The following is a 15404-nucleotide window of genomic DNA, read 5'->3' as shown; positions in this document are numbered from 1 at the left end:
TTGATCAAGCCTGTTGTTCCTTTTTTTATCGCGTCGCCTACCGAATCAGATTTCCCATCATGATCGTCCTAAAAAAAGAAAATTCAACACATGTCCGTCAATATGTTCTATCTGAACAATTCCTTTCCATTCTTCGTTTTTCCCTACCCAAAAAGTCGTTCATTTAAATGTTAAGCAAACTTTGTTCAAAATTTCAATGAAAACGGGTATAAAATCCAAATATTATCAATATGATAAAAGACGTTTACCCTCGTAATAAAAAGGGTATTATGATATATGACTTGGAGGGATTTCCATGAAAAAAGAACAACAAGACTTCGAATCTGAAAACATGAGCGATTTAGTTGAACTCATAAATAGTAAAAACAACAGCCGAAGAATCTTGGATGTACTGAAGCGTAATAAAAAAGACAAAACTAAAAATAAAGATAAAAAATGAAAAACCCAGTCCAATTATGGTCTGGGTTTTTGAATGAATGGCTGATTACTCCCTTTTACCGGAGGCAAGTGTGCTCTTCTTGCTCTTCATTTATTCCACCATTCACAAACCTGGGGAACTTATTGTAGAAAGGTCATTGTAAACACTTATCCTCCTAACATAGTTCCAATTAATGCAAAAAGGCTGATTTTGTTTTCTTTCAACAAAATCAGCTTTACATGTGAAGAATGCCACTATCTTTTTCTTCGAATTTCCTTAACATGATTTCCTTCGGAAGTAATATAGACTGTTTCATCAATTTTGTATTTTAAATAACGGTCACAGTCAATTTCCAACGTTTTCCCATTGTTAAATTTCATTGCGCAATTGGATCCCTCTTCGGTTTCCGTCACATCAATGACTTCGTTCGTCTTAAAACCGACTGCCTTGCCATCGGAGAAATGCGGATAGTATTTTTCAACGATCTCCACCTTTTCCAATCTGCCCGGACTTGTTAAGTATACAACGAATAATATAATTAAAACGCCTATTAACCCAATGAGAATTACTGCTTTTCGTTTCACTCTATCTATTACCCTCTTCTCTTATCAATCTTTTATTCAATATCCTTTTCACTAGATTATATTCAGGATTCCGGAAAATCATGATAGAAAAGATCATTTTACTTAACGATTTTCACTTTTTCAACCATCATGGCACAAACGGAAGCAAGGATGATTAGGATAGATACAGCCGATATGACCCCTCCCCAACCGAACTTCATCAGGAATAAACCTCCTGATGCCCCTACTACACTGGACCCCGCATAGTAAAACAGGAGATATAAAGCGGATGCTTGCGCCTTTTCACTTTTATCAGCTAACCTTCCGACCCAGCTGCTCGCAATTGAATGAGCTCCAAAAAAGCCAAATGTAAACAGGGCAAGCCCGATTATCTTCAACAAAAGTGGATCCAATAAGGTTAAAAGGGCCCCCAGCAGCATGATTGCGATTCCGGAAAGAAGAACAAACCTCCGACTATATTGATCGGCAAGCTTCCCCATCCATGTAGAACTAAATGTCCCCACAAGATAGATAATGAAAATGAAGCCGATCAATGTCTGTGATAAATGATATGGCGGTCCCATTAAAGGTATACCCACAAAGTTATAAACGGTAACAAAGGAGCCCATTAATAGGAAGGCCATCCCGAATAAAAGTACTAGTCTGCTATTCCTAAAGTTATTAATAAGTGAGGTTTTAATTCTCGACAATGATACTTTTTTACGGACAGCATGCTGCGAATGTGGAAGCATCAACCAAAAAGCCAGGCTGATGATCAAACTTAAAGCACCAAGGCTGCCAATCGCTATGTTCCATGAGAAATGATCGGTCAGTACCCCGACAATCAGCCTGCCGGCCAATCCGCCGATACTCGAACCGCTTACATAAATCCCCATCACGTAGCCCAGACTTTTCGGATGAAATTCTTCATTGATATAGGCCATCGCGATAGCCGGGAAACCTGCAAGCACTGCTCCTTGAATCGCTCGTATTGCGATAAGGATATATAGGTCATCCTGGATGAAACTGACACATATGGATAACAATGCAGACAGAGTGAGCGCTGTCCCCATTATTTTTTTCCTATCGATATTTTCTGAGAAAAAGGAAACAAGCAATAAACAAATGGCAAGCGTTCCTGTTGCGAAAGATAATGTAAGACTAGCCATTGCAGGAGAGACTCCAAATTGCTTCGCGAATACCGGAATGACCGGTTGGGTACTATATAAATCGGCAAACGTTACAAAGCTACCTAGAAATAAAGCCAAGATTGTTTTCCTGAATGATTTACCAGCAGGCTCGATATAATTCACTTTTTTTCAGACCCTTCACTATTAAACTTCCCCCCTATGTTAATACGAACTTCCTGAGTTGTCTATTTAGCCAACTCATGGCCAAAGGGAAAATTTTAGTTTCGGCAATCGCTTCTTCTTTATAGGAAAAAACCCTTCACTACGCTTTAGTGAAGGGTTTTATCATTAATATGACCGTTTATCATTCCGCTCACTTTTTTTAAGCAGCCAGTACACAGGCATTCCTATAATGAGGATGACCACCGAGTACAGGGCATTTAAAGGTGTATGGATTAATGTGCTTCCAACAATATATATTGCACCAGCAATGGCTACAATGGGAATGACTGGGTAAAACGGTACTTTATATGTTTTTGCATCCGGATCTTTCTTGCGTAAGATGAAGACCGCAAAGAAGGCTAATCCATAAAAACAGAAGACAGAGAATACGGCCATATTGGTAAGTTTGTCAGGGTCTGCTACAACCATCATGATTATTGCAATGATTACTTGTAATATCGTAGCATTTATTGGCGTTTTAAACTTGGGCGATATTTTCCCAATTTGTTTATGGCCAGGCATCATTTTATCAGTGGCCATCGCCAAGGTTATACGCGGAAAGGTCAGAAGCTTTCCGTTCAAACATCCGAAGATTGAAATCGCTATTCCGATTGATATCAATTTCCCGCCCAATTCACCGAATAGAAGCGTTGCCGCAACATTCGCTGCATTCGTACCATGAGCGATGACTCCCTCTGCTCCCAAAATATGAAGCATGGCAAGGTTCACAGCTAAATAAGCGACCATGACCACGACTATTCCCGTTATGATTGCTCTCGGCAACGTTTTCTGTGGATTTTTCATTTCCCCTGCCATGAAGCCGACATTCATCCAGCCATCATACGCCCAGAGGGTAGCCAAAATCGCACCGGCCATACTGATTTTCATTGAACTTTCACTATTGATATTGAATACAGGCATATCACCTTGCGCGATACCGAACACCGCTATGAATATGATGGGGATCAATTTAGCAACGGTCGATACTGTTTGTATCATACCGCCGTATTTTGTCCCCAGCAGATTCATGCCTGCTATAAATACGATCGTAAGAATTCCTATTGCCAAAGTGTAATCTGAAGCGATATTAAATATTCCTGCGACTAATAACCCGAAATATAAACTGAGTGCGCCCATGACTGCAGGCCCATATACCAATGTCTGAACCCAGCCGCATAGAAATCCCCATGCTTTTCCGTACACTTCTTCCATATAGACATATAAGCCCCCAGTTTTAGGAATCCGAGTACTTACTTCCGCAATCGTCAATCCGCTTGCCAGGGTAATCAGGCCACCTATCAGCCAAGCTAATAAGGCCATGGTTGAATTACCACTTAACTCAAGCACGTCACCCGGTCTCATGAAAATACCAGAACCGATAACTGTACCAACTACAATAGATGTTCCAACCCAAAAGCCAATCGTTTTTTTCAATTGGTCATTCCCCATGATGTCCTCCCCAGGTGTACACATGTACTTATTTTATACTAAAATTATATCATATAAATTATATGGAAATAGCTTATTCAATAATTTGAATATTCTATTAAAACCCCAGACACATTGGTATTACTGTGCTCAGCAAGCTTTATTACATTTATATTATTTTTACTAATTATGTCTGGAACCGCGCCAAAAACCGAATATTTTTTCGTCCGCAAAATGTTTTATAGAATTTTAACTCAACAATAACGAATTAAAAATCATAAAATGCAAATATCATTCGTTATATATTTTCTGAGATTCCAGATTTTTTCTCGAACACAAAAAAACCACTCCGAATCAACGGGGTGGTTCCACTCCTCTTTCAAGCTTCAATTCGTATTACCAAATAATGAATAGAAGCACAATCGCCAAGACAATCCGGTAAATGGCAAAAGGAGTCAATTTAACTTTATTGATTAAAATCAAGAAAAAGCGGATACAGAATAACGCAAAGATGAATGCGCTGATGAAACCTGCGATAAAGAATGGCAGAACTTCAGGTGTGAAGTAATCCCAGTATTTGACTATCTTCAAAAGACTGGCACCAGCCATGATCGGCACTGCCATGATGAACGTGAAATCGGCAGCAGCCCGATAGCTCATCCCTAAAAGCACACCACCGGAAATGGTTGAACCTGAACGTGAGAACCCCGGCCATAAGGCCAAGCATTGAATTAACCCTACACCCAAAGCTTGTTTATAAGTGATTTGGTCAACCGTTTCTGCAGTCAGCTTTGGACGGAATTTATCCGCAGCAATCATTAAAATTGCACCCAAGATTAATCCAACGATAACCGTCTTCATGGTAAATAAATTTTCATCGATATAATCTTCGAACACTAGACCTAATACGGTAGCTGGTAACAATCCGACGATGATCTGCAAGAGGTTAAGCTTTTGGCCCTTCACAGCAGATGGGTCTTTCATTTTCCTTAAACCAAGCAAGTCCATGAATCGCCCCCAGAAGAGCACGACTACAGCGAGTATCGAACCAAGCTGGATAACCACCTTGAACGCATTGGCTATTTCACTCCCGAAAAGCTCGTTCGATTTCAGCCATAAATCATCAACGATAATCATATGCCCTGTAGACGATACAGGAGCAAATTCAGTTAATCCTTCAACAAGACCAAGGACAATTGCAACAAAAATTTCCCACATATTCATTTTTTTCACCTCATAATTCGAACACCTGTTTATGGAAATACCATATGTATTTTACTCGTTGTTTAAAATATTGTCTATTAAACATTGCTGAAACAATTTAGGGGTACATGTATGATAGGGTTCAAGATAAAGTTTAAAGGGGAAGTGATGAATTTGCAAAACATATTGATTTTCGCCCATAGAGGGTCCAAAGGGACGCATCCTGAAAATACCATGGCTGCATTTCAAGAGGCAGCTGAAATCGGTGCCGAGGGGATCGAGTTCGATGTCCATCTCAGTTCTGATGGGGAATTGATCATCATCCATGACGAAACACTCGATAGAACGACCAACCTTACTGGTTATGTAAAAGATCATTCGTCACAAAAGCTGAAGACGGCTGATGCCGGGGGCAAATTCTCCAAGGAATTCCTTGGGGAGCGAATTCCTTTTTTAATAGATGTTTTCGACTGGGCCAGGGATAATGCTTTATTGATGAATATCGAAATCAAAACGGATAAACTCGCTTACGAAGGGATCGAACAGAAGATCATTGATTTAATTCGTCAATATCGAATGGAAAATCGGGTGATCCTATCTTCCTTCAACCATCAATCAATTGAAAAAGTGAAGATGCTTGCCCCAGAACTTGAGCGTGCATTATTGTTCGAAGGGCTTCCTGAAAACTTCGAAGAAATCTTAAGTGATAAAAAAGAAGCTGGTTTTCATCCGGATAAAAATAGCCTGACTCAAGCAATAAGTGATAAAGCGAAAAAACTTGGATACAAAATCCGCCCTTGGGTCGCCAATGATGAAGCAGACATCGTCAAGCTCGCAGAGATGGATGTCGACGTTATCATGACCGATTTCCCTGAAAAGGCAATCAAGGTTTTAAAGGCTTTGCAGTCACATGGCTGAATAATGCGAAAGAGAAGGAGCGATGCCCCTTCTCTTTCAAATCCATATTTATTCAGTTAATTAACGAGAAAAGTTTGATCCGCCTAATTGTTGTTCAGCCATTTGAACTAAACGTTTTGTGATTTCCCCACCAACAGATCCGTTAGCACGAGAAGTAGTGTCTGCACCTAAGTTTACACCAAATTCACTAGCGATTTCATTCTTCATTTGTTCTAGGGCTTGCTCTGCACCAGCTACTACTAGTTGATTGCTGTTATTGTTGTTTGCCATGTGTTTTCACCTCCTACTAATATTAATTAGCATTTTAGGCTTAAATTATTATTGCCAATTTATTGAATTATTTTTCTTTACGAACCTTCAATCCAAAGCTCTTTATCATGAATTTCTTTTTCTATTCATAAACTGTTAAGAAACTTTCAGTAGGAGGGAAAAGATTTGCAAATACATGTGGTTAGGCCAGGCCAGACGTTATATGGCATCGCCCAGACGTACAGCGTAACCGTTGATAGGCTCGTGGAAACAAATAAGATTCCTAACCCAACTAATCTTGTTACTGGGCAGGCCCTTGTCATTCCAATTGTCGGCAGCTATTATTTCGTTCAACCCGGTGATAGTCTTTATTCTATTTCCCAAAAGGTTGATGTCCCTTTTCAAGAATTGGCAAAAATAAATGGCATTTCCGAAAATCAAAGCTTATCCGTTGGATACCGGCTCTATATTCCAGCACGTAAGAAAAGGACCGCCGAATTCAACGGGTATGTCGAGCCGAGGGGTACGTCGGTTGCACCGGCCCTTGAAACGGCCGCAAGGGAAGCTGCGCCCTATTTAACCTATTTGGCCCCTTTCAGCTTCCAGGCGCTTCGTGACGGCTCCTTAAAGGAGCCATTGCTCAATGAATTCCCTGCCATCGCCAGGGAAAATAAAAATGTCTTGATGATGGTGATCACGAATCAGGAAAATGACCAATTCAGCGATGAGCTCGGGCATATCATCTTGACGAACACTTCCGTTCAGAATAAGTTCCTGAACAATATCGTTTCAACTGCAAAGAAATATGGATTTCGGGATATCCACTTTGACTTTGAGTTTTTAAGGCCGTCTGATCGAGAAGCTTATAATCAATTTCTCCGAAAAGCCAAGGAACGTTTCAAGAAAGAAGGATGGTTCATTTCTACGGCACTTGCCCCCAAAACAAGTGCGGAACAGAAAGGCCGTTGGTATGAGGCTCATGACTATAAAGCACATGGGGAAATCGTCGACTTCGTTATCATCATGACTTATGAATGGGGGTATAGCGGGGGACCGCCAATGGCTGTATCGCCAATTGGACCTGTTCGAGATGTGCTCGAATATGCCATCACTGAAATTCCTGCCAACAAAATCCTGATGGGGCAAAATTTATATGGCTATGATTGGACCCTGCCTTTTGTACAGGGATCCACGGCTAAGGCTATAAGTCCGCAGCAGGCCATCCAGATTGCAGCTGCCAATAATGTTGCCATCGAGTATGATGAAACCGCACAGGCCCCGCACTTCAATTATACGGATATTGAGGATAGGCAGCATGAGGTGTGGTTTGAAGATGCCAGATCAATACAGGCAAAATTTGATTTACTCAAAGAATTGAATCTAAGGGGGATGAGTTATTGGAAGCTCGGCCTGGCCTTCCCTCAAAACTGGCTGCTCATCAGTGATAACTTCAACGTACGCAGAAGGGTCTAAGAACCGATTGAGCCTATTTATCCAGCCTTTGGAATACCGAAGCGCAAACGGACATATAATCCATCAACGAGCATGAAGTCCAGTTCAGGATACGTGACTCAGCAATAAAAGCCTTCCGACGTCTTCCGGAAGGCTTTTATCATTTCCCTGTTATCCGGGTTACAACTTTCCAGATTAATTCTTGCCGAAATTGTGATTCAAAGTTTGTCTGACTGCCCTTATGACCAAAGCCTTTTTTGACCATACTAAAAGGAATAGCTTAAGGGGGTGAAAAACATGATTCGATTCGGTCCATACATTAGCACCGTTCCTAGAATTCCGCGTTTCATCAGATTGCTTTCTACCATCGCATTATTTCTACTCTCCTTCGGGGTATTGATCCACCTTGTGGAGCCGAAAAGATTTCCCACTTTACTCGATGGCATCTGGTGGGCAATCGTGACTATGTCAACGGTGGGTTACGGAGATTACACACCTGTGACCAATCTTGGTAAAGTCATTGGGATCATCCTCATTTTGTCAGGTGCCGGCCTAATCACCTCTTATTTTGCGTTCATTGCTAAAATGTCCATTTCCAATGAACAGCAATTTCTAACAGGAAAGAAAGTATTCAGCGGCGGTGGCCATTTTATCATTGTGGGCTGGAATGGCCGTTCCAAGAGAATCATCCAAAACATTCATGATAGTAATCATCATCAAGCCATTATCCTTATAGATGATACGCTGCAAAAGCACCCGCTACCAAGAACGAATATCCACTTTATCCAAGGAAAAGCTACATTGGATTCCGTTTTGCAAAAAGCTAATATAAAACAGGCCATACGTGTCCTTATCACTGCTGACCTCAAGCAAGACGAGCTGCATACGGATATGTTCTCGATATTAACGTTACTGGCCGTCAAAGGGCTGAATCCGCATGTGTATTGTCTTGTGGAAATATTGACGCCTGAACAAAAGGAAAATGCTTTGCGGGCTGGAGCGGATGGAATTGTCGAAACGAATAAATTTGCAAGTGAATATATGCAGGATTGCTTATCGAGAGGGATTATTGTGGAAGCCGAAGAGCAAAACGAATGGGATGGATTGAACATCAAACAGCTGGCCATCCAGAGTGACTGGGAGGAATTGACGTTTAAACAGTTGAGCGCCAAGCTATTCGATCAAGACATTCTATTGGTAGGCATCATTTCAGGAGGCGAGACATTCATCAAGCCCCCTGCAAATGTAATCATACATCGCAATGACACCCTGCTCATCATTGAAGATTAATGTAATAAAAGCTTTTCCAAATCACGGACAAGCGATTTTCCATAAGAGATATAGTTTTCCGGAAATTCGGCATCCGGATTTTCCGGCTCAGCAAACTGATTGAAGGAAGCGGTGAGGTTTCCGATATTTCCTTCACCGTCAACACCGTCCTCGTATTTATGAGATAACAAAAACGGTTGTAAAAGTTCGACCATTACCCCATCCTTATCGAGTGAACCATCAACGGCCCTGAAAGGGACACGCAAGAACTGGTACCCATCACTGTCATCCATTTTATAATCAAAAGACCCGTGGTCATAATCCCAGCCTCCGCCTATCACATACCCTTCCGGCTTTAACTTCGTCTCCAGGTCGAACAAACCGAATGTTTTCCCTTCCAACTCAGAAGAAATTTTAATCATTGTAAAAAACCTCTTTCGCTATTTTTCTATTAGCTTAACCAAAAGGCCTTTAAAAAATCCTGGAATGGTCGATTGTACCCTCGATTTAGGATAAAGAGGATTGGCTTCATCACTGATTCCCAAGGTATCCTTACTCTCTTTTATAAAGTTCCTTCAGCTTCGGCACTCCTGGATTTTCATTCGCTTTGCTTAAAGCCCTTTCGTCCATCCCGAACCGCTTGCTGCAGAATTTGCTGAACCTGTGTAATTGGAAAAAAAAGCATGAAGCTGGATGTAATTCCTGCTTCATGCTTTTTTATTATAAGCGCTGTTCGAGCTCCGCTTTTTTCTTTTCATACCCTGGCTTGCCTAAAAGCGCAAACATGTTCACCTTATAGGCTTCCACTCCAGGCTGATCAAATGGATTGACACCCAGTAAGTAACCGCTCATTGCACAAGCTTTCTCGAAGAAATATACAATGTAGCCAAATGTATAAGCATCAAGCTTAGGAACCGTTACGATTAGGTTGGGAACGCCACCGTCCGTATGTGCTAAAAGAGTGCCCTCAAATGCTTTATTATTTACGAATTGCACCGTTTCACCAGAAAGGTAATTCAGGCCATCCAAGTCATTGTCCGCTTCTTCAATTAAAATTTCATGACGGGCCTTTTCCACTTTGATGACTGTTTCAAAAAGATCACGCCGCCCTTCCTGAACATACTGCCCTAATGAATGCAGGTCAGTGGAAAAGTTTGCGGATGAAGGGAAAATCCCTTTTTGATCCTTTCCTTCACTCTCTCCAAATAATTGTTTCCACCACTCAGAGAAGTATTGAAGTCCAGGCTCATAGTTTATCAGCATTTCAATGGTTTTCCCTTTATTGTAAAGGATATTTCGAACCGCCGCATATTGGTATGCCTGATTATCAGCTAGCTCGGAAGAACTGAAGTCCAGCCTTGCACGCTCGGCTCCCTCCATGATTTGATCGATATCTGCCCCGCTGACCGCAATCGGAAGCAACCCAACCGCTGTTAGGACAGAGTAACGTCCGCCAACATCATCAGGAATGACGAAAGTTTGGAAACCTTCCTCAGTTGCTACCGTTTTTAATGCGCCCTTTTCTTTGTCAGTGGTCGCATAAATTCGGCTTTTAGCTTCTTCAACGCCATATTTTTGTTCCAGCAGTTTCCGGAAAATCCTGAAGGCTAGTGCAGGTTCAGTCGTCGTACCGGATTTAGAGATAACATTGATTGAGAAATCCCTATTTTCCAAAAGGTCCATTACGTCCTGCATATATGTAGAGCTTATATTATTACCTACAAATAAAATTTGCGGTGTTTTTCTTTTATCTGTTGGCAAAATGTTATAAAAACTATGTTGAAGCATCTCAACTGCCGCGCGCGCTCCCAGATATGACCCACCGATTCCGATAACCAGTAACACATCTGAATCTTCTTTTATTTTTTCCGCAGCTTTTTTAATCCTTGAGAACTCTTCTTTATCATAATTGGCGGGTAAATCAAGCCAGCCAAGATATTCATTGCCTGCCCCTGTCTGCTCATGCAGAGAATGGTGTGCCACTTTTACAGCATCCTGTAAATAGGTAATTTCATGCTCCCCGAAAAACGGTAGGGCTTTTGAATAATCGAAACGAATATGGGCCATTCAAATTCCTCCTTGATTTTTAAGTTTCACTATCACTTTATCTGATGTAATTCTCATAATCAAGATATCGGTCAAGTAAATAACGAATTATGCATTCAAAGTAATTTCCCACCTGACAAGGTGGGAGAAATGAACATTTCACTTGAATTATAATGAAGCCCGTAAAATGGCAAGGACATCTTCACGGTTCAGTATTTTGAATCGACCAAATTCCCCTCTGCTCATCGCTTTATCAGCCATGACTTCCAATTGTGAGTCATCGATGCCATAATCCGAAAGATTGGTCGGCGCACCTAAGCTGCTCCAAAACGACCTAAGTCTTTCAATGCCCTCAAGGGCCGCTTCCTCATCCGTTTTACCTTCCGGATCTACATGGAATACACGGACTGCAACCTGTTTAAACCGTGCAACATTTTCATGGAGCACATGTTTCATCCAATTTGGAAATAAGATGGCCAATCCTCCCGCATGCGGGATGTCATAAACAGCTGAAACGGCATGTTCAATGTTATGCGTTGCCCAATCACCACTGTAACCAACCCCAAGCGAACCATTCAAGGCAATATTTCCTGCATAAAGGATAGTAGCCCGGTGCTCATAATCCTTCAGGTCTTCCAATAGTTTAGGGGCCGTTTCAATCACGGTCAGTAACAGCGATTCACAAAAACGGTCTTGAAGAGGTGCATGCGTTTCCGGATGGAAGTACGTTTCGAACACATGTGACATCATATCGACCATTCCGTATACAGTTTGATCTTTTGGTACCGAAAAAGTATTTTCTGGATCCAAAATGGAGAATTGAGGAAATACCAATGGACTTCCCCATCCATATTTCTCTTTCGTTTCCCAATTTGTAATGACTGAGCCGGAATTTGCCTCTGAACCGGTTGCAGCTAAAGTCAGTATCGTTCCAAACGGAAGGGCATCTTTTACTGGTGCCTCTTTAATGACAAGATCCCATGGATCCCCCTCATATTTAGCACCGGCAACAATGGCCTTTGTCGCGTCAATGACACTGCCGCCTCCAACAGCAAGCACAAAGTCGGTACCATGTTTTTTACAAAGTTCCACACCTTTCCGGACTGTTGAGATGCGCGGATTCGGTTCAACTCCGGAAAGTTCGTGTACCTCTGCATTAATCTCTTTCAAGGCATTGACCACTTTTTCATATAAGCCATTTTTCTTGATGCTTCCTCCACCGTATACAAGTAAAACCTTATCACCATATGCAGGGATTTCCGTTTTTAAACTTTCAAGCTGATCTTTCCCGAAAATTATTTTAGTAGGGTTTTTATAAGTGAAATTTTCCAAAAGATTTCTCTCCTTAACGCCCCATCGGCCTCTCGAAAATTGTCTACTGGGCCACTGGCAGATTTTTTCTTTTCTTCATTATGACCAATGTTCCATATAAACACAAAGCATCCGTCCGGAACATCTGCAAGGATGTATATTTACATGATGAAAAAGCATGATAAGTAAAGAACTACGTTTTTCAAAAAAAGGAGGCTGTACAATGAGTGGAATACAAAGAATTGCACTTGTTCTTACAATAATTGGGGCAATAAACTGGGGATTAATAGGTTTTTTCCAATTTGACTTAGTCGCTTCGATTTTCGGAGGGCAAGGTGCTGCATTGGCCCGTATCATTTATGGATTGGTTGGAATTGCCGGCCTCATTAATCTTGGTCTTCTCTTTAAACCAAGTCCTGAAATTGTCAGAGAGCCAGAAACCAAACCGACTCGTTGAAAGGGATTTGTTTATGTTCTATAAAAATAAAGCCGGACCATGGATAAAATCCATGACCCGGCTTTATTTAATTCATTTTCATGAAATCCTGAAAATGATAAAAAAAACCGACTGATCGATTGATCTGTCGGTTCACAAAATTATTTTTTGATTAAGTCTTCGCGTTGAGATTGTTCAATCCACTCTTGAAGTTTGTCTTTCAATGTGTTGAAACCTTCAGTAGATTCGATGTGAGATGTTGCTTTAACAGATGCTTGGCGTTTTTTTGGAGCTTTTTTCGGAGCTTCAGTACGCTCAGGAGCTTCTTCTGTTGCGCGGATCGATAAGCCGATTTTTCCAGCAGCTGAATCGATTGAAAGCACTTTAACTTTTACTTCATCGTTCACTTTTAAATGTTCGTTGATATCTTTAACGAATCCGTGAGTAATTTCAGAAATATGAACTAAACCTTGAGTTGATTCATCTAAAGCAACAAAAGCACCGTATGGTTGAATACCAGTTACTTTACCAGTAACTACCGCACCAATTTCGAATTTTTCAGACATGGTAACACTCCTATTTTATATATATTTTTTCGTCTTTTCACGCAATAAAAAATTATATCACATAATTGGAAAATAATCAAAGTTAAGTATACCATACTTTCTGAAGTTTTACTCATTAAAAATGTTTGTTTTTTGGAAATAATAAATATTATAAGATCGTTATTTATAACTTATCCTAAAAATTTGCAAATAACCTTCATTTCCTTAAGATATTTACTCATTTTTCTAAAGATTGTAATATTAAAACACTATCCATTTCCTCATAATCATAGTAAGATGAGAAAATGTTTTAAAGAAAGTAATTTACAGCTAAATAATCTTTACATCTAAAGGAGTTTTTCCATCATGTCAAAACAAGATCAATGGACTTCAAAACTTGGGTTTATCCTGGCAGCCGCGGGATCCGCTATTGGATTAGGCGCCATCTGGAAACTCCCATACATGACTGGGGCGAATGGTGGCGGGGCCTTTTTCCTACTATTCATTCTATTCACCCTGCTTATCGGTGCACCTATCTTAATAGCGGAGTTCACCATTGGCCGAAATGCACAAAAGGATGCCGTTAGCGCATATAAATATATCGCCCCAGGAAAGCCTTGGGTTTTGATCGGATATGGCGGTGTCGTCGCTTCCATCATTCTGCTTTCCTTCTTCAGTGTCGTTGGTGGCTGGATTGTCTCCTATTTAGGAAGAAGTTTAACCGGTTCTCTTTCAAACTTAACACAGACTGAATATGGAAACTTCTTCAATACGATAATCAGCAATCCTTATGAAACGGTTATCGCTCAATTATTATTCATGGTTTTTACCATTTGGGTCGTGCAAGGTGGCGTATCCAAAGGAATTGAAAAAGCGAATAAATATATGATGCCTTCATTGTTCATTCTTTTCATTATTCTCCTCATCCGTTCCTTGACTCTGGATGGAGCAATGGAGGGTGTAAAATTCTTCTTGAAGCCGGACTTTTCCGCTTTAACAGGGGAAACGATCCTATTAGCTCTTGGCCAATCCTTCTTTGCACTTAGTGTTGGTGTTTCAGTGATGGTAACCTATGCATCCTATTTAAGTAAAAAAGAAGATATAACTAAATCGGCCTTTTCAGTGGTTGGACTGAATATCTTCATTTCCTTGTTAGCAGGTTTAGTCATCTTCCCAGCTGTTTTCGCACTGGGCTTCAGCCCTTCTAGCGGTCCTGGACTAGTATTCGTCGTGTTGCCTGCCGTATTCAATGAAATGGCGCTCGGCGGGATCTTCATGGTCATTTTCTTCATATTATTATTATTCGCTACCCTTACAACGGCCTTCTCCATTCTCGAAATCGTCGTTGCAGCCATAATCAAAGGTGATACCGCAAAGCGGAAGAAGGCTTCTTGGATAGCTGGTATCATCGTTTTCTTGATTGGAATTCCAAGCGCATTATCATTTGGGGTACTTTCGGATGTGAAGATTTTCAATTTACCCATATTCGATTTGGCTGATTATCTGACAAGCAATATCGCACTGCCTGTCGGCGCCTTGTTCATATCCCTTTTCATCGGTTATCAAATGAAAAGGATCGAGGTTCAAAAAGAGTTCGAAACTGGTGCAGATTCCGGCCGGTCACTTTTTAAACTTTGGTACTTCCTGATTCGCTACATTGTGCCGATCATGATTATACTCGTATTTCTTAAGTCAATTAATCTCATTTAAAAATCCAAAATGCCGTTTCGATATTTCTCGAAGCGGCATTTTCTTTCACAAAACCTTCATATTCATTTGATTTCCTTTAGTTATAATATGGTAAAATCATTACATAAAGAAAATTTTTTCCTGAAAAAGGAGTGCCTGACTATGTCAAATATCGCGAAGAATATCCGGCAATATCGAGAAGATCATAACCTCACTCAACAGGAACTGGCTTTAAAATTACGAATCGGCACCAAAAAGATTGAAATGTATGAATCTGGTGAATCGGTTCCTGATACTCAAACCATTTTGCGGCTTTCCACCGTTCTTGACATTCCAGCTTCAGAATTCTTGAAGGATGCCCCAACCGGGAACGCTTCTGGTGTTGACGAGGACATAAAAAAGCTGATTGAAGAAATCGGATCCAAAAAAGCTGAGCTCATCCTAAGAACAGCTAAAGATTTTAGCGAAGAACAAATTCTGAATGTTATGCATACTTTATATAATACACAAGCATAATTGAAAAAA

16 protein-coding genes are annotated in these 15404 nt (G+C 40.7%); 7 read left to right on the top strand and 9 right to left on the bottom strand.

Features of this window, described 5'->3' with window-relative positions:
• The first annotated feature begins 295 nt into the window (after positions 1 to 295).
• Positions 296 to 439: a hypothetical protein gene (locus ACQKKK_RS18235; protein WP_427617941.1), complete on the top strand. Its 144-nt coding sequence runs from the start codon at positions 296 to 298 to the stop codon at positions 437 to 439.
• Positions 440 to 672: 233 nt separating this feature from the next.
• Here ACQKKK_RS18235 and ACQKKK_RS18230 read toward each other — a convergent pair whose 3' ends face one another.
• The 4 genes from ACQKKK_RS18230 to ACQKKK_RS18215 form a co-directional block, all read right to left on the bottom strand.
• Positions 673 to 1002 carry a hypothetical protein gene (locus tag ACQKKK_RS18230; RefSeq protein ID WP_427617939.1) on the bottom strand — a complete coding sequence of 110 codons (330 nt, stop codon included), beginning with the start codon at positions 1000 to 1002 and terminating at the stop codon, positions 673 to 675.
• Positions 1003 to 1100: 98 nt separating this feature from the next.
• A complete protein-coding gene (locus ACQKKK_RS18225) occupies positions 1101 to 2294 on the bottom strand; it encodes an MFS transporter (RefSeq protein WP_427617938.1) in 1194 nt (397 codons plus the stop codon).
• Positions 2295 to 2459: 165 nt separating this feature from the next.
• Entirely contained in the window at positions 2460 to 3782 is a 1323-nt protein-coding gene (locus ACQKKK_RS18220) for an APC family permease (RefSeq protein WP_427617936.1), read from the bottom strand.
• A 375-nt stretch (positions 3783 to 4157) separates the two neighbouring features.
• Complete coding sequence (locus tag ACQKKK_RS18215; RefSeq protein WP_427617935.1) at positions 4158 to 4985, bottom strand: undecaprenyl-diphosphate phosphatase; 828 nt, start codon at positions 4983 to 4985, stop codon at positions 4158 to 4160.
• Positions 4986 to 5132: 147 nt separating this feature from the next.
• Between ACQKKK_RS18215 and ACQKKK_RS18210 the strand changes: the two genes are divergently transcribed.
• The gene (locus ACQKKK_RS18210) at positions 5133 to 5882 is read left to right on the top strand and encodes a glycerophosphodiester phosphodiesterase (protein ID WP_427617934.1); all 750 of its coding nucleotides are present in this window, start codon (positions 5133 to 5135) and stop codon (positions 5880 to 5882) included.
• A gap of 60 nt (positions 5883 to 5942) precedes the next feature.
• On the opposite strand, the gene ACQKKK_RS18205 is transcribed toward ACQKKK_RS18210, so the two are convergent.
• The gene (locus tag ACQKKK_RS18205; RefSeq protein ID WP_061465414.1) at positions 5943 to 6152 is read right to left on the bottom strand and encodes an alpha/beta-type small acid-soluble spore protein; all 210 of its coding nucleotides are present in this window, start codon (positions 6150 to 6152) and stop codon (positions 5943 to 5945) included.
• 165 nt (positions 6153 to 6317) lie between these two features.
• Between ACQKKK_RS18205 and ACQKKK_RS18200 the strand changes: the two genes are divergently transcribed.
• The gene (locus tag ACQKKK_RS18200; protein ID WP_427617932.1) at positions 6318 to 7604 is read left to right on the top strand and encodes a glycosyl hydrolase family 18 protein; all 1287 of its coding nucleotides are present in this window, start codon (positions 6318 to 6320) and stop codon (positions 7602 to 7604) included.
• A 276-nt stretch (positions 7605 to 7880) separates the two neighbouring features.
• Positions 7881 to 8873, top strand: coding sequence for a potassium channel family protein (locus tag ACQKKK_RS18195; RefSeq protein ID WP_427617930.1), 993 nt, complete (start codon positions 7881 to 7883; stop codon positions 8871 to 8873).
• On the opposite strand, the gene ACQKKK_RS18190 is transcribed toward ACQKKK_RS18195, so the two are convergent.
• The 3 genes from ACQKKK_RS18190 to ACQKKK_RS18180 form a co-directional block, all read right to left on the bottom strand.
• Positions 8870 to 9274 (bottom strand): YugN-like family protein, encoded by a 405-nt coding sequence (locus ACQKKK_RS18190; protein ID WP_427617928.1) that lies wholly within the window; start codon positions 9272 to 9274, stop codon positions 8870 to 8872. The two genes, ACQKKK_RS18195 and ACQKKK_RS18190, sit on opposite strands and share 4 nt — an antisense overlap.
• A 298-nt stretch (positions 9275 to 9572) precedes the next feature.
• On the bottom strand, positions 9573 to 10919 hold the full coding sequence (locus ACQKKK_RS18185) for a glucose-6-phosphate isomerase (protein WP_427617926.1): 1347 nt from the start codon (positions 10917 to 10919) through the stop codon (positions 9573 to 9575).
• A gap of 147 nt (positions 10920 to 11066) precedes the next feature.
• The gene (locus ACQKKK_RS18180; RefSeq protein WP_427617924.1) at positions 11067 to 12230 is read right to left on the bottom strand and encodes an iron-containing alcohol dehydrogenase; all 1164 of its coding nucleotides are present in this window, start codon (positions 12228 to 12230) and stop codon (positions 11067 to 11069) included.
• Positions 12231 to 12432: 202 nt separating this feature from the next.
• On the opposite strand from ACQKKK_RS18180, the gene ACQKKK_RS18175 reads away from it, so the two are divergent.
• Entirely contained in the window at positions 12433 to 12666 is a 234-nt protein-coding gene (locus ACQKKK_RS18175; protein WP_427617922.1) for a DUF378 domain-containing protein, read from the top strand.
• A 140-nt stretch (positions 12667 to 12806) separates the two neighbouring features.
• On the opposite strand, the gene yugI is transcribed toward ACQKKK_RS18175, so the two are convergent.
• A complete protein-coding gene (gene yugI / locus ACQKKK_RS18170; RefSeq protein WP_061465421.1) occupies positions 12807 to 13211 on the bottom strand; it encodes a S1 domain-containing post-transcriptional regulator GSP13 in 405 nt (134 codons plus the stop codon).
• 345 nt (positions 13212 to 13556) lie between these two features.
• On the opposite strand from yugI, the gene ACQKKK_RS18165 reads away from it, so the two are divergent.
• Both ACQKKK_RS18165 and ACQKKK_RS18160 read left to right on the top strand, forming a co-directional pair.
• Entirely contained in the window at positions 13557 to 14900 is a 1344-nt protein-coding gene (locus tag ACQKKK_RS18165) for a sodium-dependent transporter (RefSeq protein WP_427617920.1), read from the top strand.
• 141 nt (positions 14901 to 15041) lie between these two features.
• A complete protein-coding gene (locus ACQKKK_RS18160; protein ID WP_427617918.1) occupies positions 15042 to 15395 on the top strand; it encodes a helix-turn-helix domain-containing protein in 354 nt (117 codons plus the stop codon).
• The last annotated feature ends 9 nt before the right edge of the window (positions 15396 to 15404 follow it).

The sequence above is a fragment of the Peribacillus sp. NPDC006672 genome (assembly GCF_050274955.1).
Taxonomy (GTDB): Bacteria; Bacillota; Bacilli; order Bacillales; family DSM-1321; genus Peribacillus.
Note: the sequence above shows the minus strand (reverse complement) of the source record. Positions and strands in the feature narration are given on the sequence as shown.

What these genes read in the sequence shown, in the direction of transcription:
- ACQKKK_RS18220 (WP_427617936.1), bottom strand. Translation starts at nt 3,782, where the DNA reads ATGGGGAATGACCAATTGAAAAAAACGATTGGCTTTTGGGTTGGAACA.
- ACQKKK_RS18210 (WP_427617934.1), top strand. Translation starts at nt 5,133, where the DNA reads ATGAATTTGCAAAACATATTGATTTTCGCCCATAGAGGGTCCAAAGGG.
- ACQKKK_RS18185 (WP_427617926.1), bottom strand. Translation starts at nt 10,919, where the DNA reads ATGGCCCATATTCGTTTCGATTATTCAAAAGCCCTACCGTTTTTCGGG.
- ACQKKK_RS18235 (WP_427617941.1), top strand. Translation starts at nt 296, where the DNA reads ATGAAAAAAGAACAACAAGACTTCGAATCTGAAAACATGAGCGATTTA.
- ACQKKK_RS18195 (WP_427617930.1), top strand. Translation starts at nt 7,881, where the DNA reads ATGATTCGATTCGGTCCATACATTAGCACCGTTCCTAGAATTCCGCGT.
- ACQKKK_RS18165 (WP_427617920.1), top strand. Translation starts at nt 13,557, where the DNA reads ATGTCAAAACAAGATCAATGGACTTCAAAACTTGGGTTTATCCTGGCA.
- ACQKKK_RS18190 (WP_427617928.1), bottom strand. Translation starts at nt 9,274, where the DNA reads ATGATTAAAATTTCTTCTGAGTTGGAAGGGAAAACATTCGGTTTGTTC.
- yugI (WP_061465421.1), bottom strand. Translation starts at nt 13,211, where the DNA reads ATGTCTGAAAAATTCGAAATTGGTGCGGTAGTTACTGGTAAAGTAACT.
- ACQKKK_RS18160 (WP_427617918.1), top strand. Translation starts at nt 15,042, where the DNA reads ATGTCAAATATCGCGAAGAATATCCGGCAATATCGAGAAGATCATAAC.
- ACQKKK_RS18175 (WP_427617922.1), top strand. Translation starts at nt 12,433, where the DNA reads ATGAGTGGAATACAAAGAATTGCACTTGTTCTTACAATAATTGGGGCA.
- ACQKKK_RS18205 (WP_061465414.1), bottom strand. Translation starts at nt 6,152, where the DNA reads ATGGCAAACAACAATAACAGCAATCAACTAGTAGTAGCTGGTGCAGAG.
- ACQKKK_RS18215 (WP_427617935.1), bottom strand. Translation starts at nt 4,985, where the DNA reads ATGAATATGTGGGAAATTTTTGTTGCAATTGTCCTTGGTCTTGTTGAA.